General features: G+C 73.4%; 17 protein-coding genes. 10 read left to right on the top strand and 7 right to left on the bottom strand.

Annotation, left to right across the window (positions count from 1 at the left end):
* Window positions 1-31: 31 nt before the first annotated feature.
* Complete coding sequence (gene eda / locus IE212_RS30190; RefSeq protein ID WP_190201142.1) at window positions 32-679, top strand: bifunctional 4-hydroxy-2-oxoglutarate aldolase/2-dehydro-3-deoxy-phosphogluconate aldolase; 648 nt, start codon at window positions 32-34, stop codon at window positions 677-679.
* Here the strand turns inward: eda and IE212_RS30185 are convergent.
* The 3 genes from IE212_RS30185 to IE212_RS30175 are packed head-to-tail and all read right to left on the bottom strand — an operon-like array spanning window position 654 to window position 3817.
* Complete coding sequence (locus tag IE212_RS30185; RefSeq protein WP_190201141.1) at window positions 654-2195, bottom strand: bifunctional RNase H/acid phosphatase; 1542 nt, start codon at window positions 2193-2195, stop codon at window positions 654-656. The two genes, eda and IE212_RS30185, sit on opposite strands and share 26 nt — an antisense overlap.
* A gap of 18 nt (window positions 2196-2213) precedes the next feature.
* Window positions 2214-2957, bottom strand: a complete 744-nt coding sequence (locus IE212_RS30180) for a zinc ribbon domain-containing protein (protein WP_190201159.1) — start codon at window positions 2955-2957, stop codon at window positions 2214-2216.
* Window positions 2954-3817, bottom strand: a complete 864-nt coding sequence (locus IE212_RS30175; RefSeq protein ID WP_190201140.1) for a Nif3-like dinuclear metal center hexameric protein — start codon at window positions 3815-3817, stop codon at window positions 2954-2956. The genes IE212_RS30180 and IE212_RS30175 overlap by 4 nt, the downstream gene beginning before the upstream one ends.
* 197 nt (window positions 3818-4014) lie before the next feature.
* Between IE212_RS30175 and IE212_RS30170 the strand changes: the two genes are divergently transcribed.
* Window positions 4015-5457: a hypothetical protein gene (locus IE212_RS30170; RefSeq protein ID WP_190201139.1), complete on the top strand. Its 1443-nt coding sequence runs from the start codon at window positions 4015-4017 to the stop codon at window positions 5455-5457.
* Window positions 5458-5554: 97 nt separating this feature from the next.
* Window positions 5555-5722: a hypothetical protein gene (locus IE212_RS30165; RefSeq protein WP_190201138.1), complete on the top strand. Its 168-nt coding sequence runs from the start codon at window positions 5555-5557 to the stop codon at window positions 5720-5722.
* Window positions 5723-5787: 65 nt separating this feature from the next.
* On the opposite strand, the gene IE212_RS30160 is transcribed toward IE212_RS30165, so the two are convergent.
* From IE212_RS30160 to IE212_RS30150, 3 genes are read right to left on the bottom strand one after another with little or no spacing between them, the layout of a single operon-like run.
* On the bottom strand, window positions 5788-6813 hold the full coding sequence (locus tag IE212_RS30160; RefSeq protein WP_190201158.1) for a 3-oxoacyl-ACP reductase: 1026 nt from the start codon (window positions 6811-6813) through the stop codon (window positions 5788-5790).
* Window positions 6814-6824: 11 nt separating this feature from the next.
* Window positions 6825-7901, bottom strand: coding sequence for a Zn-dependent alcohol dehydrogenase (locus IE212_RS30155; RefSeq protein WP_190201137.1), 1077 nt, complete (start codon window positions 7899-7901; stop codon window positions 6825-6827).
* Window positions 7902-7933: 32 nt separating this feature from the next.
* Window positions 7934-8800, bottom strand: coding sequence for a MaoC/PaaZ C-terminal domain-containing protein (locus IE212_RS30150; RefSeq protein WP_190201136.1), 867 nt, complete (start codon window positions 8798-8800; stop codon window positions 7934-7936).
* 325 nt (window positions 8801-9125) lie between these two features.
* Here IE212_RS30150 and IE212_RS30145 point away from each other — a divergent pair, with 325 nt between their 5' ends.
* Window positions 9126-10352, top strand: a complete 1227-nt coding sequence (locus IE212_RS30145; protein WP_190201135.1) for a polysaccharide pyruvyl transferase family protein — start codon at window positions 9126-9128, stop codon at window positions 10350-10352.
* Between the two features lie 46 nt (window positions 10353-10398).
* Here the strand turns inward: IE212_RS30145 and IE212_RS30140 are convergent, their stop codons facing one another.
* Window positions 10399-11178 carry a class I SAM-dependent methyltransferase gene (locus IE212_RS30140; RefSeq protein WP_190201134.1) on the bottom strand — a complete coding sequence of 260 codons (780 nt, stop codon included), beginning with the start codon at window positions 11176-11178 and terminating at the stop codon, window positions 10399-10401.
* A gap of 375 nt (window positions 11179-11553) precedes the next feature.
* On the opposite strand from IE212_RS30140, the gene IE212_RS30135 reads away from it, so the two are divergent.
* From IE212_RS30135 to IE212_RS30110, 6 genes are all read left to right on the top strand, one after another.
* Entirely contained in the window at window positions 11554-13290 is a 1737-nt protein-coding gene (locus tag IE212_RS30135) for an MFS transporter (protein WP_190201133.1), read from the top strand.
* A 98-nt stretch (window positions 13291-13388) separates the two neighbouring features.
* Complete coding sequence (locus tag IE212_RS30130) at window positions 13389-14039, top strand: class I SAM-dependent methyltransferase (RefSeq protein WP_190201132.1); 651 nt, start codon at window positions 13389-13391, stop codon at window positions 14037-14039.
* 107 nt (window positions 14040-14146) lie between these two features.
* Complete coding sequence (locus IE212_RS30125; RefSeq protein ID WP_190201131.1) at window positions 14147-14434, top strand: hypothetical protein; 288 nt, start codon at window positions 14147-14149, stop codon at window positions 14432-14434.
* A 92-nt stretch (window positions 14435-14526) separates the two neighbouring features.
* Complete coding sequence (locus IE212_RS30120; protein WP_190201130.1) at window positions 14527-15465, top strand: N-acetylmuramoyl-L-alanine amidase; 939 nt, start codon at window positions 14527-14529, stop codon at window positions 15463-15465.
* 159 nt (window positions 15466-15624) lie between these two features.
* Complete coding sequence (locus IE212_RS30115; protein ID WP_190201129.1) at window positions 15625-16452, top strand: DUF5336 domain-containing protein; 828 nt, start codon at window positions 15625-15627, stop codon at window positions 16450-16452.
* 102 nt (window positions 16453-16554) lie between these two features.
* Entirely contained in the window at window positions 16555-17568 is a 1014-nt protein-coding gene (locus tag IE212_RS30110; RefSeq protein ID WP_190201128.1) for an LLM class F420-dependent oxidoreductase, read from the top strand.
* Window positions 17569-17570: the final 2 nt, after the last annotated feature.

Below are 17570 nucleotides of genomic sequence, written 5' to 3'. Positions count from 1 at the left end.
CATGTTGAGGAGACGGCGGCAGGATACGCCCATGCCCTCTGCCCTGCCCGCGTCCCTGCTGGACCTCGCGCCCGTCGTCCCCGTCGTCGTCATCGAGGACGCGGAGCGCGCCGTAGCGCTGGCGCGGGCGCTGGTCGCCGGGGGGCTGCCCGCGATCGAGGTGACGTTGCGGACGCCCGCCGCACTGGACGCGATCCGGGAGATCGCCCGGGAGGTGCCGGACGCGGTGGTCGGCGCCGGGACGGTGATCAGCCCGGCGCAGGTCGGGGACGCCGTGGCCGCGGGGGCCCGATTCCTGGTCAGCCCGGGCTGGACCGACGTACTGCTGGGGGAGATGCGGGGCTCCGGGGTGCCGTTCCTGCCGGGGGTGTCGACCACCTCCGAGGTGGTGGCGCTGCTGGAGCGCGGGGTGCGGGAGATGAAGTTCTTCCCGGCTGAGGCCGCGGGCGGTACGGCGTATCTGAAGTCGCTGTCCGGGCCGCTCCCGCAGGCCCGGTTCTGCCCCACGGGCGGGATCGGTCCGGCCGCCGCGCCGGACTATCTGGCCCTGCCCAACGTCGCCTGTGTGGGCGGGAGCTGGATGCTGCCGCCCGACGCGGTCGCGCAGCACGACTGGGGCCGTGTCGAGGCGCTGGCGCGCGCTGCGGCGGGGCTCAGCGCAGGTGGGACGTGTCGTTGAGGAGCCGGACGCTGGCGTTGCCGTCCGCGTAGTACGCGACGACCGACAGGGACGCGGCCGACAGTTCCATGCGGAACAGGGATTCCGGCGGGGCGCCGAGGGCGAGACGTACGAACGTCTTGATCGGGGTCACGTGCGTGACGAGCAGGACGGTGCGGCCCGCGTACGCCGCGGTCAGCTTGTCGCGGGTGGCGGCGATCCGGGTGGCGGTCGCCGCGAAGCTCTCGCCGCCTCCGGTGGGTTCGGCGTCCGGGGAGGCCAGCCAGGCGTTCAGGTCGTCCGGGTACCGTTCGCGGACCTCGGCGAAGGTGAGTCCCTCCCAGGCGCCGAAGTCCGTCTCGCGCAGTCCGTCGTCGATGCCCACATCGAGGCCGAGCCGTGCCGCGACGATGCCGGCGGTCTCCCGGGTGCGGGCGAGGGGTGACGACACGATCGCCTGGATCGTGCCGCGCCGGGCCAGCAGAGCCGCTGCCCGTTCGGCCTGCTCCCGGCCGGCGTCGGAGAGGGAGGGGTCGGTGCCGCCGCTGCCGGAGAAGCGCTTCTGCGGGGTCAGCGGGGTCTCGCCGTGGCGCAGCAGGACGAAGGTGGCGGGGGTGCCCATGTCGGCGGGAGCCCAGCCGGGAGCGGCCACGCCGCGAGCGGCCGAGCCAGGAGCCGCCGAACCGGAAGCCGCCGAACCAGGAGCAGCCGAACCAGCAGCCGCCGAACCACGGGCGGCCGAACCGGGAGCCACCGAATCGGGAGCAGCCGAGCCGGGAGCGACCGAGCCAGGAGCGACCGAGCCAGGAGCAGCCGAACCAGCAGCCGCCGAACCACGGGCGGCCGAACCGGGAGCCACCGAATCGGGAGCAACCGAATCGGGAGCAGCCGAACCAGGCGCGACCGAGCCGGGAGCAGCCGAACCGGGAGCCGCCGCGGACCTGGCGGCCCGGGTGTCGGCGTCGGCCTTCGCGGCTTCGGCGAGGGCGTCGGCCTTCGCGGCTCCGGTCCGGGCGTCGGCGTCCGTCGCCGGCGCGGTGGCCGCCGTCGGGGCCGACGCGGAGGCCGTCGGCACACCGGCCGCCGCGTCCAGCTCAGCCGTCGAATCCGCCTCCGACCACTGCTCGCCCCTGGCCCCCGCGTCCATCGCCTCGTTGGCCAGCCGGTCGGCGTGCTTGTTCTGTTCGCGGGGGATCCACTCGTACGTCACCCGCCCGGGCGGGAAGACCCGGGCCGCCTCCGCCGCCAGCGGCTTCATGTCGGGGTGCTTGATCTTCCAGCGGCCCGACATCTGCTCGATGACGAGCTTGGAGTCCATCCGGACGTGGACGGCCGCGGCCGGATCCAGGGCGTGGGCGGCGCGCAGTCCGGCGAGGAGACCCCGGTACTCGGCGACGTTGTTGGTGGCGACGCCGATGTACTCGGCGGTCTCCCGCAGCGTCTCGCCCGTCGCCGCGTCACTGACCACGGCCCCGTAGCCCGCGGGCCCCGGGTTGCCCCGCGACCCGCCGTCGGCCTCGACGATGAACTCCCGCACCGGACAGGCTCCCCGGGACTAGAGACCGGACTCGGACGTGCGCACCAGGATGCGGCGGCAGTTCTCGCAGCGCACGACCGTGTCGGGTGCCGCGTTGCGGATCTCGTTCAGCTCGGTGATGGCGAGCTCCTGGCGGCAGCCCTGGCAGCTGCGCGCGTACAGCTTGGCCGCGCCGATGCCGCCCTGCTGCTCGCGCAGCTTGTCGTAGAGCTTGAGCAGGTCGGCGGGCACCGACCCGGCGATGACCTCGCGTTCCTTGGAGACGGTGGCGATCTCGCCGTCGATCTCCTCGAGGGCGGCGGCGCGGCGGGCGGTCGCGTCGTCGATCTTCGCCTGGACGGAGGCCACCCGGTCGGTCAGCTCGGCCACCCGCTCCTGCGCGGACTCCCGGCGCTCCATGACCTCGAGCACCACGTCCTCCAGGTCGCCCTGCCGCTTGGCGAGCGAGGCGATCTCGCGCTGGAGGTTCTCCAGGTCCTTGGGGGAGGTGACGGCGCCGGAGTCGAGGCGCTGCTGGTCGCGGGCGGCGCGCTGGCGCACCTGGTCCACGTCCTGCTCGGCCTTGGTCTGCTCGCGGGCGGTGTCGCTCTCCTCGGTCTGCGCGGCCACGAGCAGGTCGCGCAGCTGGGTGTGGTCCTTGGTCAGCGACTCGATCTCGGCGTGCTCGGGCAGCGACTTCCGCTTGTGCGCGAGCTGCTGCAGGCGGACGTCGAGGTCCTGGACGTCGAGGAGTCGGATCTGGTCGGCGGGCGCGGCGTTCAGTTCGGGGCTCCCAGGGGTTCAGAAGTGGTTGAGGCCGCGTGCGCGGTCCAGGGGTCGGTGACCGTCTTCGAGACGTGCACGCGCAGGTCCCATCCGTGCCGGTCGGAGATCTCGTCGAGCTGGCTCGCGGCCAGCTCGCACCAGGGCCACTCGGTGGCCCAGTGCGCCGCGTCGAGCAGCGCGAGGGGGCGGGGGGCGACAGCCGCCGTGAACTCCGCTGCCGGGTGGTGGCGCAGGTCGGCCGTGAGGAAGGCGTCGACGCCGGCCGCGCGTACGTGGTCGAAGAGGCTGTCGCCGGAGCCGCCGCTGACGGCGACCGTGCGCACCGGCGCCTCGGGGTCGCCGGCGACCCTGATGCCCTGCGCGGTGGCGGGCAGTCGCTCGGCCGCGCGGGCGGCGAACTCGCGGACGGTAAGCGGGGGATCCAGCGCGCAGACGCGGCCCAGACCCCGGCGGCCCTCGGGGTCGGTGGGGTCCGGGACGAGCGGCCCGGTGATCCTGAGGTCCAGGGCGCCCGCGAGGGCATCGGAAACGCCCGGGTCGGCGGTGTCGGCGTTGGTGTGGGCGACGTGCAGCGCGATGTCGTTCTTGATGAGGGTGTGGACGACACGGCCCTTGAAGTGCGTCGCCGCGACCGTGGTCGTACCGCGCAGGTAGAGAGGGTGGTGGGTGACGAGCAGGTCGGCGCCCAGCCTCACCGCCTCGTCGACGATCTCCTGGACCGGGTCGACGGCGAACACGACCCGCGTGACCTCCTGGTCCGGGTCGCCCACGACCGTGCCGACCGCGTCCCAGGACTCGGCCCGCTCGGCGGGCCACAGGGTCTCCAGCGCGGCGATGACTTCAGACAGACGGGGCACGAGTGCAAGGCTACCCGTCTGATCTGTGGCGTTGAACCGCCACCGCCCCCGTCGGCCGGCTCTCGCCCCGCGCAGCACAGAAGCCCCCTTCCCCTCAGAGGAATCGTTCCTGGAACACCCTTATGTGTGAAGCCGGGAGGCGTCGCATTCGCCGGCCGCGCACGAAAACTACGTTCGTCACCGGAGGTGACCGAACGATGACAGCGTGTGCGATCGAGCCTTCGGCGGGTCACGAGGAAAGAACCGTGCCGGATCGAGCCGCGCCGGCGGGATGCACGCTCAGCGCGGACGGCGCCTACGCCGCGCGCCTCGCGTCGGCCGGCGAGTCCTGGTTCCCGGAGCGCTGGACCCTGGACGGCCCGGAGCCGTACGCGGTGCCACTGCCCCGCAACCAGCCGGAGGAGCCGGGCACCGAGGTGCAGCCGATGGGTGACGGGCGGGTGCTCATCCACCGTCTGGTGGCCGGGCGGCACGCCTTCTCGCTGCTGTATCCGACCGGCCCCGGGACGGGCGAGCTCCCCCTGGGGGCGGTCGAGTGCCCGGCGGGCACGGTCCGACTGGGCCTGCTGCCGCCCGCCCCGTGCGGTGAGAAGGCGTACGCGCTGGCCGTCGGGCCGCGTTCCACGACGGTGTGGCTGGTGGCGGGCGGCGACTTCGGCCCGGAGCGGCTGGCGGAGTTGCCCGGTCGCTGCTCGGGCGGGGTCTGGCTGGACCGTACCGGTCGGCTGCTCGCCCTGGACCGGGAGACCGGTGGGCGCACCAAGACCGTCGTGGTGGACCTGGCGCGCGGCGGCGAGGTGTCGCCGCTGCTGCAGATCGCCGCCGGCAGCGACGACCGGCTGCTGCTCGCCGACCATGACAGCGGGCTGCTGATCGTCCGCTCGGACGCGCCCTCGCCGGGTCAGGACCGGCTGGGCTGGGGGGTCCTGGGGAGCACGCTGCCGGTGCGCTTCCCGGAGTGCCTGCGGCTGCGGGGCTGCGCCGTCACACCGTTCGCGATCCAGCCGGGGCAGACGCTGACGCCGGAGAGCTGCGCGGTGGCGCTGCGCGTCGACGGGCCGGCGGGCAGCTGGATCGGCGTGTGGCGGCCCGCCGAGCGCCGGATGCACCATCTCCCGGCGCCCGAAGGGTGGCTGGCGGGCACCGGCCTGTGGACGCCGGACGGGATGCTGCGCCTGCCGTACGCGACACCGGCGGTGCCGTGCGGGGTGGCACAGGTGAACCCGCCGGCGGCTTCGGCCGTACGGCAGGAGCCGGGTGCGGCGCCGCCGCCCGGCCCGGGGACGGGGCCGGGGCTTGGAAAGGAGCCGGTGCGGGGGCGGACGCGGGAGCCGGACGGACGGGCCGTCGGGACGGCCGCCGCGCCGGGACACCCCCCGGAACCGGCGTCCACCTCCCCGGAACCGGCCTGCGCGTCCCCGGAACCGGCGTCCCCCGAACCGGCGTATCCCGCACCGGCGTCCCCGGAACCGGCGTCCGGGTGCCCGGAAGCGGCACCCCCGGATCCGCCGCACTCCGCAGGACCCTCCGATCCGGAACACCCGGCCTCCTCAGCCGGTTCCGCTCATCTCCCGGCCCCCGCCACCCCACGTCCCGTCCCGCTGCAACAGGCGCCATTGGGACGTCTTGTAACGAAGTAGTGCCGGTTGGCGCGGCCGCCTGGATCGGGGGCGTGGGGTGCCGGTTAGACTCACCCGGCTCCAAAAAAGATCATGTTGACGGGGTGAATTCCATCCGATGAGCGACGCCAGCACGAACCAGCCGCAGAATGCCGACGTCCAGGAGATCTCCACCGGCCACGGCCGGCACCGTGGCGAGGTCTCCACGCAGGACGGCGGGACGGCTCCGCGCGGCCGTCACCGCAAGCCGGTGGCGGAGAGCGAGCAGACCGGGACGGCGGCCTGAGGGCACGTCAGTCAACGGCGAGGAAGCGGCCCTGCCCCTCCCGGGCAGGGCCGCTTCCGGCCTCCTCAGCCGCGTTTCAGCCCCAGCACCTCCGCCGCCGCGAACGTCTCCCCCGCCGGCCGGTCCGCGTAGTACGCCCCGAGCACGGCCTCCAGCTCGTCGTACGTGAAGGTGTCCTGCTTGCTGTCGAACCGGGCGGCGACCCTGGGCCGTTCGACGACGGCCACCATCCCGCCGTGCACCACGAGGAGCTGCCCGGTGACGTGGGCGGCGGCGGGTGAGGCGAGGTAGCCGACGAGAGGGGCCACGTGCTCGGGGGCGAGCGGGTCGAGGCCGCCCGTGGAGGGCTGCCGGACGCCCGCGAAGACGTCCTCGGTCATCCGGGTGCGGGCGCGGGGGCAGATGGCGTTGGCCGTCACACCGTACTTGCCGAGGGCGAGGGCCGTGGAGGTGGTGAGGCCGACGATCCCGCCCTTGGCCGCCGCGTAGTTGGGCTGTCCGGCCGAGCCGGCGAGGAACGCTTCCGAGGAGGTGTTCACGATCCGCCCGAACACCGGCTCCCCGGCCCGCTTGGACCGCTCCCGCCAGTGAGCGGCGGCGAACCGGGTGGTGTTGAAGTGCCCTTTGAGGTGGACCCGGAGAACGGCGTCCCACTCCTCCTCGGCCATCGAGAACACCATGCGGTCGCGCAGGATGCCGGCGTTGTTGACGAGGATGTCGAGCTTGCCGAACTCGGTGACGGCCAGCTCGACGAGCCCGCGCGCCTGCGCGAAGTCGGAGACGTCGCCGGTGTGCGCGACGGCGGAACCGCCCGCCGCGCGGATCTCGGCGGCGACCTCCTCGGCGGGCCCGGCCGAGGCCTCGCGCCCGGCCGAGGCCTCGCGCCCGGCCGAGGCCTCGCCGGTACCTCCCCCATGCTCTCGGCTTCGCTCGAGCGGGGAGGACCCCCCTCGGCCGGGCTCTCCGTAGTCGTTGACGACGACGGCTGCTCCGAGCCGGGCGAGTTCCAGCGCCTCGGCCCGGCCGATCCCGCGGCCCGCGCCGGTGACGATCGCGGACAGTCCCCGGAGCGGCAGCGGCGGCAGCGGCATGGCGTCGGCCCTCACAGCTCGATGCAGGTGCGCAGGGCGGTCCCGGTGCGCATCTGGTCCAGGGCCTCGTTGATGTCGGCGAGCGGGACCCGGTGGGTGATCAGGCCCGCCAGGTCGAGCCGGCCGGCGCGCCACAGGGCGATGGCACGTTCGTAGGAGCGCAGGACGTCACCGCCGCCGTACAGGGACGGCAGGATCCGCTTCTCGTCGAAGAACAGCTCGAACATGTTGAGCTGGAGGACGTCGTCCATGGCGCCGGCGCCGACCACGACGAGGGTGCCGCCGCGCCGGGTGGTGTCGTACGCGGTGCGGGCCGTGGCCGACCTGCCGACGACCTCGAAGACGTAGTCGAAGCCCTCACCGGCGGTGATCCGCTGTTTGGCGTCGGGCAGTCCGTCGGGCGACACGGCCTTGGTGGCCCCGAACCGCAGGGCCGCCTCGCGCCGGGAGACCACCGGGTCGACCGCGACGATCTCCGCGGCCCCGCGCAGCCGGGCGCCCTGGATCACGGAGATGCCGACGCCCCCGCACCCGATGACGGCCACGGACGAACCGGCCCGGACGTCGGCCGTGTTGAGGGCGGCGCCCAGCCCGGTCGTCACCCCGCAGCCGATGAGGGCGGCGATGTCGAAGGGCACGTCGTCGGGTACCGGCACCGCGCATCCGGCGTCGACGACGACCTCCTCGGCGAAGGTGCCGGTGCCGGCGAAACCGAAGAGGTCCCCGCCGGGCCGCTTGAAGTTGGGGGTGCCGGCGTTCATGAACCCGGCCAGGCATAGCTGTGTCTGTCCGCGCCGGCAGGAGGGGCAGGCGCCGCAGGCGGGCAGCCAGCACACGACGACCCGGTCGCCGGCCTTCACGTGGCCGACGCCCTCTCCGGCCTCGAGGATCTCCCCCGCGCCTTCGTGCCCGGGTACGAACGGCGCGGGCTGCGGCAGCACCCCGCTCATCGCCGACAGGTCCGAGTGGCACAGCCCGGTGGCGCGCACCCGGATGCGCACCTTGCCGGGGCCGAACCCCGCCGCCTCGACGTCGTCGAGGACCTCCAGCTTGTCCTGGCCGGTCTCGTGCAGTACGGCTGCGCGCATGGTGCGGGCTCCCCTCGTACGGCGTCTGGGACTCAGGTGTGCTCGACGGTGGTGTCGGTGAGGACGGGTGCGTCGCCCCGCTCCGCGGCGCTGACCTCGACCCTGGTGGAGCCGGGTGAGCCGGGTGCGGGCCACATACGGATCCGCAGCGTCTCTCCCGGGTACACGACCCCGGCGAACCGCGTGGCGTAGGACCGCACCCTGGTCACGTCGCCGCCGAGCAGAGTGTCGACGACCGCCTTGAGCGTGATGCCGTAGGTGCACAGGCCGTGCAGAATGGGCCGTTCGAACCCGGCGACCTTGGCGAACTCGGGGTCGGCGTGCAGCGGGTTCCAGTCGCCGGAGAGGCGGTAGAGCAGGGCCTGGTCCTCGCGGACCGGCCGTTCGACGGTCCGTGCGGGTTCGCCGGCGGGGGGTTCGAGCCGGGCCGAGGGGCCGCGGTCGCCGCCCCAGCCTCCTTCCCCGCGGACGAAGATCTGGGCGTCGTTGGTCCACAACGGGCCTTCGGCATCCGCCACTTCGGTGCGCAGCACGAGGACGGCCGCCTTGCCCTTGTCGTGGACGGCGGCGATCCGGTTGGTGGCCGTCGCGGTGCCCGCCGCCGGGAGGGGGCGGTGGAGCACGAGGCTCTGGCCGCCGTGCAGGACACGGGCGAGGTCGACGTCGACGCCGGGCATGGACAGTCCGCTGGTCACCCCGGGTTTTCCGCCGCCCGCGACGGTGGCGAAGCTCGGCAGGACGTGCAGCCGGGATTCCAGGGTGTAGCGGAGCTCGTCGGGGTCGGTGGCGGGGACTCCCGCGCCGATGCCGAGGTGGTAGAGCTGCACGTCCTTGTGGTCCCAGGAGAGTTCGCCGGTGCGGGGTTCGGCGGCGAGCGCCTTGGCTGCGTCGATGGGCATGGGGCTCCTGATCGCCGTGGGAAGGACCTCGGCGGCATCGTGAGAAGGGACCTCGGCACGGCCGTCCGCACCGTCGGCCGCACCGAGGCCGTCTCGGGCCGAACTGGAACGCGTTCCAGTCCTGGGCCTCTGTATAGCCCAGGCCCCCGCACTTGTGAAGCCTCCTGACGCCATGTCAGATCGCACTTCCGGCCCGCCCCGCCTCCTCGGCGTCGACGGGCCGGCGGGCCGGGGCCGCTGCCGGGCAACCGGGGCGTGTACGTTGGCCGTTGGTGCGCGCCGCAGTCGCCGGCGGCGCCGGGAACGGGCTAGGGAAAAGGAACACATGGCACGCGTCGCCGTCATCACCGCGCCGAACATCGGGTACCGCAACACCGGCATGCTGACCGTCGACCTGGCTTTCGAGTCCCTGCGGCGGCGCATGGCCGGCGAGGTCGACGCCACCTGGTACACCCTGCACACGCCGGAGACCGTGCCCCTGCGCGACTGCGCGCGCGGCACCGGCTTCCCGTTCCGCTTCCATCCCCTGGCCGAGCACCTCGACGGGCTCCGCGAGCACGACGCGGTCGTCTTCTGGGGCGACTTCCTCCACACCCGGCACTACCTGGAGCAGGACGCCACCAACCGCCTGCTCGACTTCGGCTTCGCCGAGGACCGTGACGCCGCCCGGAGCCTGCTGAACCGGACCCTGCTGTTCGCGGACCAGCCGGACGAGCTCCTCGCCCGCACCCTCAGCTACGGCGGGACGATCCTGCACAACGCGCAGTCCGACTACGAGGACAAGGAGTACGGCCCGCTGTTCTCCCGGCTGGTGAGGCGGAGCCACCGCGTCTGGGTGCGGGACCCGCTCTCGGCGGCGAAGATCGCGCACCTGCGTGAGGACCGTACGACCGACTACTTCGGTTCGGACGCGGCGCTGCTGTCCCGCCCGGGCGACCTCGACCACCTCCCGACCACTCAGTGGTCCCGGTCCGTGCCGGACGGTGGGGCGATCGGCGTGTTCCTGGGCGCCCGTACGCCGATCCCCGAGTGGCTGCCCGCCTTCTGCCAGGGCCTGTCCGTCCGTCTGGACGCCCCGCTGGAATGGCTGCCCTGGTTCGACCGGGACGTCCCAGGCCCGGTCCGGCACATCGCGCCCCGGCCGGGCCGGCACACCATAGGCGACCTGCTGGGCGTCCTCCCCCGGTACCGGCTGGTCATCACGGACACCTACCACCTGGCGGTCAACGCCTGGGGCGCCGGCACCCCGGCGGTGTGTGTCGGCGCGCCCGAGCCGGCCCCCAGGACCCACGACGACTACCTGACGCTGAGCGACGTGAAGAAACACGTCTTCCACATGGCCTACGACGCGACGGACTTCTACCTGTCCACCCTCCCCGACACCGAGGAGGGCCACGGGCGCCGCCTCGACCGGCTCGCCCACCTCGTGGAGGGCGGCGGCGCGCGGACCGTGGCCCGGCGCATCCGCGCGCACGCGGACCATTCGGCCGCGGCGTTCACCGGAACGCTCGCCTCACTGCTCGGCACGCCCGGCCCCGCCCTCGGCCCGTGACCGGCAGGCCGAGGGCAGGACGGGCGCCCGCGACCGCATGGAAGCCCTACGGGAGGCCCGCGGCCAGGGCCGGCTGTGAATCCGGCTCCCGCCGGAACAGCGCCGCCCACAGGAAGGACTCACCGAAGCACGCCGAGTCCTCCGGCTCGTCGCGCATCCGCCGCAGTTCGACCTCGGTGAGATCCGAGAAGATCTCCCGCAACGACTCGGGGGTGTAAGCGAGTCCGCCCCCCAGCCCGGGGGCGGCCCCACGGTAGAGGTCGGCGTCGGACAGCTCCGACCCCATCCCGTCGGCCCCGGCCGCGAAGCACGTGAGGCCGAACACGCCCCCCGGGGCCAGTACCTCGTCCAGCAGCCTCAGGTAGCTGATCCTGCGGTGCGGGGGGAGGTGGTGGAAGCAGCCGGAGTCGAAGACGAGGTCGTACGGGCCCGTGAGTTCCGCGCCGGTGAGTTCGAACGCGTCCCCGCAGTGGAACCGCACGTTCTCCACGCCGGCCGCACGGGCCCGCTCCCCGGCCCACGCGACGGCGGCCGGGGCCAGGTCGACCGCGTCCACCCGGAAGCCCCGCTCCGCCAGATACAGCGCGTTGCGGCCCGGGCCGCACCCCAGGTCGAGCGCCCGCCCACCGACGGCCAGCCCCCGGTCCAGGCAACTCACCAGGCTCTCGTCCGGCTTGGCGACGAAGAACGGCACCGGCCGGGAGCGGTCGGCGTAGAAGCCGTCCCACCAGTCGGCGCCCCGCTCCGTCCACCGGTCGGCCTCGGGCGCGAACAGTGCGTCGAGCAGGGCGAGTACGTCGTCGACGGTGCGTATGTTCCGGTCCATCCGGTCCCCCTTCCGCGTCCGGCAACCGTACGTTCGGATCGAACGAAAGACCAGGTCAGAGCTGTTTCCGTGCGCGGATGAGACGCCCTGTGCGGCCCGCCGCGACACCAGCGGTCGCCCCGTCGGAGCATCACCGCGCCCCCGGGTCGAAACAGCGGCGGCGCGCCGCCCACAGGCCACTGGGCCCCCTTCCCGGGCAGCGCGACGCGCGTTGTTTTCCGTCCCCCGGCGGCCCCGGCGGCCCCGGCAACCCCCAAGGAAAGGTCAAGTTTTCGTTAGGGTGCCAAAGCAACGGAATAGTTGCCTGGACATACAAGGTTCAGAGAGCACGTAACCGCGCGACTCCCGAACTCCACGGCCTGGAGGCCACCCTCAATGACGCAGACGACAGACCGTCCCGCCGGCGGAGCGAGCGGGGCCGTGGTCCCGGTGCTCGCCTTCGCGGGCATCGTTGTCGCGGTGATGCAGACCCTGCTCGTCCCGGTCATCAAGGACCTGCCGCAGCTGCTGGACACCGCCCCCAGCGACGCCACCTGGGTCCTGACCTCGACCCTCCTCTCGGGCGCGGTGGCAACGCCCATCATGGGCCGCCTCGGCGACCTCTACGGCAAGCGGCGCATGCTGATCACCAGCCTGGCCGTCATGGTCGTCGGCGCCCTGGTCAGCGCGCTCACCAGCGACCTGCTGATGATGATCACCGGCCGGACGCTCCAGGGCTTCGCGATGGGCGCGATCCCGCTCGGCATCGGCCTGATGCGGGACACGCTGCCGAGGGAACGGCTCGGCTCGGCGATGGCCCTGATGAGCTCCTCCATAGGCGTCGGCGGTGGCCTCGCCCTGCCCGCCGCCGCCCTGGTCGCCCAGCACAGCGACTGGCACGTGCTGTTCTACGGCGCCGCCGGCCTCGGTGTCCTCGCCATCGCCCTCACCCTGCTCGTGGTGCCGGAGTCGCCGATGCGCGCCGAGGGCTCCTTCGACCTGCCGGGCGCCGTCGGCCTGTCCGCGGGGCTCGTGCTCTTCCTGCTGCCGATCACCAAGGGCAGCGACTGGGGCTGGGCCTCCGGCACCACGCTGGGCCTGTTCGGGGCCGCCGCGATCGTCCTGGTCCTGTGGGGCGTGATGGAGCTGCGCCTCAAGGCCCCGCTGGTCGACCTGCGCACCACCGCCCGCCCGGCCGTCCTGTTCACCAACCTCGCCTCGATCATGGTCGGCGTCTCCTTCTACGTCGTCTCCCTGGTCCTGCCGCAGCTGCTCCAGCTGCCGACGTCCACCGGCTACGGCCTCGGCCAGTCGATGGTCGTCGCGGGTCTGCTCGTCGCGCCGCTCGGCCTGACGATGATGTTCACGGCGCCCGTCTACGCCCGGCTCTCCGCGAAGTACGGCCCCAAGGTCACCCTGATCCTCGGTCTGCTGATCATCGCGGTCGGCTACGGCGCCGGCCTCGGGCTGATGAGCGCCCCCTGGCAGAGCCTGGTCATCTCGGTGCTGCTGGGCGCGGGCATCGGCCTGGCCTACTCCTCGCTGCCCGCGCTGATCGTGGGTGCGGTCCCGGCCTCGGAGACGGGCGCGGCGAACGGCCTCAACACCCTGATGCGTTCCATCGGCACGTCGGTGTCGAGCGCGGTGATCGGCATGGTGCTGGCCGACACCGCGAACACCGTCGGCGGCGTCGAGATCCCGACGATGCACGGCTTCCGGCTCTCGTTCCTGATCGCGACCGCGGCGGTCGCCGTGGGCCTGGTCCTGGCGCTGTTCCTGCCGGGCGGGCGCCCGTCGCGGCAGCCGCAGCTGCGCGCCGGCAGTGCGGAGGACGCGGCACTGGAGCGCGCCGAGGAGGTCCTTCGCGGCTTCCAGGGCCGGGTGCTGGCCGCCGACGGCAGCCCGGTCGCCCGCGCCAAGGTCACGCTCATCGACCGGCACGGCCGTCAGGCGGGCGCGACCCTGTCCGCCGAGGACGGCGCCTACACCCTCACCGTCCCGGGCGGCGGATCGTACGTCCTGGCCGCCCGCGCCACCGGCCACGGCCCGCTGGCCTCGTCCGCGACCCACACGGGCGACGAACGTCCGGTCGACCTGGACCTGTCCCTGCCGGGCGAGACGGTCCCCGCCTGACCCGGTCACTCCTCCACTGATCCGTACCCCCTGCCGGACTCCGGCAGGGGGTACGGCACGATGGCCCCCGGACAGCCGTACGACCGAGAGGACCCCCCATGCCCGCGGCCCCGAAGCCCGAGATCCTGGCCGCGTTCGAGGCGGCGAAGGGGTTCATGCCCGTCGAGGAGGGCCTGGCCCTGTACGCGGCGGCCGTGGAAGCCGGCCGGCTGGGGCTGCCGCTGATGGAGATCGGCACGTACTGCGGCCGGTCCACGATCCTGCTCGCCGACGCGGCCCGCGGGGCCGGGGTCAGCGCGCTCACCGTCGACCACCACCGGGGCAGCGAGGAGCAGCAGCCCGGCTGGGAGTACCACGACCCGGAGACGGTGGACCCCGAACTCGGCCTGATGGACACGCTGCCCACCTTCCGCCGCACCCTGCACCGGGCCGGCCTGGAGGACCACGTGGTGGCCCTGGTCGGCCGCTCCCCGCGGATCGCGGCGCTCTGGAACACGCCCCTGGGGTTCGTCTTCGTCGACGGCGGGCACACCGACGAGCACGCAGGCGCCGACTACGAGGGCTGGGCCCCGCATGTCGCCGAGGGCGGCCTGCTCCTCATCCACGACGTCTTCCCGGACCCGCAGGACGAGTTCACCGGCCAGGCCCCGTACCGCGTTTACCTCAGGGCCCTGGCCTCCGGCGCCTTCTCGGAGGTCTCGGCGACGGGCTCCCTGCGGGTGCTGCGCCGCACGGGCCCGGGCGTCTGAGAGAACGACCGGGCGGGTGAACTGCGCCCGCTCCGCCCCCGCCCGGTCGGCCCACGGGCGGCGTGGCGAGTCGGTGGGGGGCCATCGCTGCCCAAGGATCCGGGCGCGTGGCACACACCTTCGCAGAGCTCGTGGAGAAGCAGCGCACGGCGGACGAGGCGTACGCCCGCGTGCGGCAACTGCAGGACGCGTACGGCCCGCCCACCCAGACCAAGTGGAGCGACCAGCAGACCACCACCTGGGAGACCGCCTGGCGTGCCTGGCGCGACCTCGCCCGTGACGTCCAGGCGGCGGTGACCGCGTACGCGAAGCGGGAGGACACCCCGCGCCAGGAGATCGAGGCGCGGGTGAAGGAGGCGGTACGGCACGGGACCGGCGGAGAGGACAGGCCGTAGCCCGCCGCCCGGGCGGCGGTCCTCGGCCCGTTGCCCCGTGCGTGCTCTCGGCGTGCCGGCTGAGTGGGGGTACACCCCCTAGGGTGGCAGACGTGTCGTACGCAGGCCCGGAATTCGAACCTCCCCAGCCCCGCCGCCCCCGCCGCGGGCCCCTGACCGTCGCGCTCGCCGCGCTGGTGCCGGGGGCGCTGCTCGGCTGGCTGGTGTACGAGACGGCGGGTGGCTCGGGCGACGGAGGCGGCGCGGACCGGGCGAACGTACGCTCCTCCCCTCCCGCGGCGTCGAGTACGCCCGCCGACGACGGTAAGAAGCCTGGCGCGTCCGCCTCATCCAGGTCCTCCGCGCCCGCGGCCTCCGGCCCGCTCAAGGGGAAGACCGTCGTCATCGACCCGGGCCACAACCCGGGTAACTTCCAGCACACCTCCGAGATCAACCGCAAGGTGGACATCGGGACGAACCAGAAGGAGTGCGACACCACCGGCACGTCCACCAACGACGGTTATCCGGAGGCGAAGTTCACCCTGGACGTGGCGCACCGGATGCGCACGCTGCTCCAGGAGCAGGGCGCCACGGTGAAGCTGACGCAGGACGGGGACCGGCCGTACGGCCCGTGCGTGGACGAGCGGGCCCGGATCGGCAACGAGGCGAAGGCCGACGCGGTGGTCTCGATCCACGCGGACGGCTCCGGCGCCGGCAACCGCGGTTTCCACGTCATCATGCCCGGCGCGGTCCACGCGGGCGCCGCGGACACCCGCGCGATCGTCGCCCCCTCCCGCGATCTCGGCGAGCGCGTCGCGGGCCGCTTCGGGGCCGTGACCGGCAGCGCGCCGTCCGACTACGTCGGCGGCGGGACCGGTCTCGTCACACGCAAGGACCTGGGCGGTCTCAATCTGTCAACGGTCCCGAAGGTGTTCATCGAGTGCGGCAACATGCGCGACAGCGAGGACGCGGCGTTGCTGACCAGTGGCGCGTGGCGGCAGAAGGCGGCGCAAGGAATCTCTGAGGGAATCGTGAGCTTCTTGCGCGGGTAGTTCTCACGGACTGATCCCTGCGGACACCCCGGCCGGGCGAACGATAGTGTCTCCCTACTATGAGGGGCCACCCCCGCGCTTCGCACCGCCCCGAGGGCGACATGGTGACAGCGACGCCTCAACCGATGACGAGACAACTGAGCTGAAGGACCGACTGAAGTGAATATCCGCTCCCTCACTCGAGGCGACGGCGTGGTGATCGGAGCAGCGGTGTTGCTGTTCATCGCGTCGTTCCTCGACCTGTATTCGATCGACAATGTCCCCGACAGCGTCGAGCTCCCCAGCCTGTGGGGAAGCGGTCCGGTCGTGTTCAGCGTCGTACTGGCGGGGATCATCGGTGCCGCGCTCGTCGTCGCGGCCCGGGGCCTGCCGCAGGTGCCGAAGCCTGCCGGTCTCGACCTCGGCCAGTTCGGCGCCGCCTTCACGGTGTTCGCCGCGTGGAGCGCGCTCGGCAACGTCCTCGACGCGCCCGGCGGCTTCGACAACGTCGGCGAGAGGGCGAGCGACGGCGCCCCGACCCCCGGCATCGGCATGATCCTCGCCTTCGTCGCCACGCTGCTCATGGCTGCCGCCGCGATCGCCACGCCCTTGGTCCCGGCCCTCAAGGGCGCCCTCGTCCCGGCCCCCCGCCCCGCAGCACCGCAGCCCTACGGTGGTCAGCCGCAGGGCGGTTACGGCTACCCGGGCGCGCAGCAGCCCGGCGGCTACGGCCAGCCGCAGCCGGGACAGCCGGGGCAGCCGTACGGCGGTCAGCCGCAGCAGGCGCAGGCCCCGCAGCCCCCGGCCGCGGACTTCGCGCCGTTCTGGTTCGCGGTGCCGGTGCCGCGGCCGCTGTTCGCGGAGGACGGCTCGCCGACCCCGATCGCCGAACTCGCCCCGGGTACCTGGTACCTGGCGGTGGAGCAGCGCGGAGCGGCCCTGGTCGCCCAGACGCAGGACGGCCGCCGCGGTGTCCTGCAGGACACGTCGGGCATCCAGCGCGGCTGAGCCCGCACCCCTCTCGCACGGCCCCTCGCCCTTCCGGGTTGGGGGGCCGTTGCCGTACAGTCGTCGCTCCCCCGTCGGCTGACGCAGCGTCAGGAGGCAGGTATGCGGCTCGGTCTGGCGCTCGGCTACTGGGGCCGCGGTCCCTCCCCCGACCACGTGCCGCTCGCCCGGGAGGCGGAGCGGCTCGGCTACGACTCCGTCTGGACGGCGGAGTCCTGGGGCTCGGACGCCTTCACCCCGCTGACCTGGATCGCGGCCCACACCTCCCGCATCCGGCTCGGCACGGCGGTCGCGCAGATGGCGGCCCGGTCACCGGCCACGACCGCGATGCACGCCCTCACCCTGGATCACCTGTCCGGCGGCCGCGTGATGCTGGGCCTCGGGCTCTCCGGCCCGCAGGTCGTCGAGGGCTGGTACGGCCGCCCGTTCCCCGCCTCGCCACTCACCGCCACCCGCGAGTACGTGGACGTCCTGCGGCAGGTGCTGCGCCGCGAGGCCCCCGTCGAACTGGCGGGCCGCTTCCACTCCCACCCCTACCGGGGCCCGGACGCCACGGGCCTCGGCAAACCCCTCAAGCCGATCACGCACCCCCTGCGCGCCGATCTGCCGATCCTGCTCGGCGCGGAAGGGCCGAAGAACGTCGCCCAGACGACCCGGATCGCCGACGGCTGGCTGCCGCTGTACTGGTCGCCGACCCGGCCGGAGGTGTACGGCCCGGCCCTGGGCGATTTGCCCGAGGGTTTCCTGGTCGCCCCCATGGCCCAGGTCCGGGTCTGCGACGACGTCGCCGAGGGGCTGCTGCCCGTGAAGGCGATGCTCGGCTTCTACATCGGCGGCATGGGCCACACGGCCCGCAACTTCCACGCCGACCTGATGGCCCGCATGGGCTACGAACAGCAGGCCCGCCGCATCCAGGAGCTGTTCCTGTCCGGCCGCCGCCAGGAGGCGGTGCTCGCCGTGCCGGACGCCTTCGCCGACGAGATCTCCCTGGTAGGTCCGCGCGAACGCATCGCCGAGCGACTGGAGTTGTGGCGGAAGGGACCGGTGACCGACCTGCTGGCCCTCGCGCCCGATCCGCGCACCCTGCGGGTGCTCGCCGAGCTGAACTCCCGGTGAGC

It is taken from the genome of Streptomyces djakartensis (assembly GCF_014651075.1).
GTDB classification, from domain to species: domain Bacteria; phylum Actinomycetota; class Actinomycetes; order Streptomycetales; family Streptomycetaceae; genus Streptomyces; species Streptomyces djakartensis.
This window is presented reverse-complemented; position numbering and strand designations above follow the sequence as displayed.

Excerpts from the sequence above, each read along its gene's own strand:
- eda (WP_190201142.1), top strand. The coding sequence starts at position 32 with ATGCCCTCTGCCCTGCCCGCGTCCCTGCTGGACCTCGCGCCCGTCGTC.
- IE212_RS30170 (WP_190201139.1), top strand. The coding sequence starts at position 4,015 with ATGACAGCGTGTGCGATCGAGCCTTCGGCGGGTCACGAGGAAAGAACC.
- IE212_RS30165 (WP_190201138.1), top strand. The coding sequence starts at position 5,555 with ATGAGCGACGCCAGCACGAACCAGCCGCAGAATGCCGACGTCCAGGAG.
- IE212_RS30160 (WP_190201158.1), bottom strand. The coding sequence starts at position 6,813 with ATGCCGCTGCCGCCGCTGCCGCTCCGGGGACTGTCCGCGATCGTCACC.
- IE212_RS30155 (WP_190201137.1), bottom strand. The coding sequence starts at position 7,901 with ATGCGCGCAGCCGTACTGCACGAGACCGGCCAGGACAAGCTGGAGGTC.
- IE212_RS30150 (WP_190201136.1), bottom strand. The coding sequence starts at position 8,800 with ATGCCCATCGACGCAGCCAAGGCGCTCGCCGCCGAACCCCGCACCGGC.
- IE212_RS30145 (WP_190201135.1), top strand. The coding sequence starts at position 9,126 with ATGGCACGCGTCGCCGTCATCACCGCGCCGAACATCGGGTACCGCAAC.
- IE212_RS30140 (WP_190201134.1), bottom strand. The coding sequence starts at position 11,178 with ATGGACCGGAACATACGCACCGTCGACGACGTACTCGCCCTGCTCGAC.
- IE212_RS30135 (WP_190201133.1), top strand. The coding sequence starts at position 11,554 with ATGACGCAGACGACAGACCGTCCCGCCGGCGGAGCGAGCGGGGCCGTG.
- IE212_RS30130 (WP_190201132.1), top strand. The coding sequence starts at position 13,389 with ATGCCCGCGGCCCCGAAGCCCGAGATCCTGGCCGCGTTCGAGGCGGCG.
- IE212_RS30110 (WP_190201128.1), top strand. The coding sequence starts at position 16,555 with ATGCGGCTCGGTCTGGCGCTCGGCTACTGGGGCCGCGGTCCCTCCCCC.